Source organism: Streptacidiphilus melanogenes (assembly GCF_000787835.1).
GTDB lineage: Bacteria > Actinomycetota > Actinomycetes > Streptomycetales > Streptomycetaceae > Streptacidiphilus > Streptacidiphilus melanogenes.
The window spans coordinates 2,261-2,859 of sequence record NZ_BBPP01000106.1 but is presented as its reverse complement, the minus strand read 5'-3'; the positions used below and the strand labels follow the sequence as shown (position 1 = coordinate 2,859).

Sequence of the window (599 nt, the reverse complement as noted above, 5' to 3'; positions counted from 1 at the left end):
GCGTACGACCAGTACGGGCGCCAGACCAGCAGCACCGACGCGGACAACCACAGCACCAAGACCGCGTTCAGCCCGGCGACCGGGCTGCTGCCGACCCAGGTGGTCACGACGAACCCGGCCGGGTGGACCTCGACCGTCACCACGGACCGTGGCCGCGGCGTCCCGGAATCAACCGTCGACGCCAACGGCCGCCAGAGCGACGCCGTCTACGACGGTCTCGGCCGCGTGGTCAAGGCGTGGCAGCCGGACCACTCCAAGGCGCAGAACCCGAACACCCCCAACACGGTGTTCGCCTATGGCTTGTTCGGGACGACGGTGGGTGCCACCGCGGCCGCGCCGAACCCGTATGTCGAGACGAAGACGCTGCGCGAGGACGACTCCTACGGCCTGTCGTACTCGATCCTGGACGGGTTCGGCGACCAGGTGCAGACGCAGGCCACCCCGGCCGACGGCTCGGCCGGGCTGGTGTCCACGCAGGCGGAGTACAACTCGCTCGGCGAGGTCACCCGCACCGCGACGAACAACTACGACAGCGGCAACACCCCCTCGGGGACGTTCCGTTACTACGGTGACGCGCTCGCCTCGCAGACCGTGACCAG

Annotated in this window: 1 protein-coding gene; it reads left to right on the top strand. The window is 69.6% G+C overall.

The window, feature by feature from the left end; translation table 11 throughout:
- Window positions 1-599 (top strand): hypothetical protein (locus TR49_RS44340; protein WP_042391343.1); only part of this gene is annotated, 599 nt, incomplete at both ends.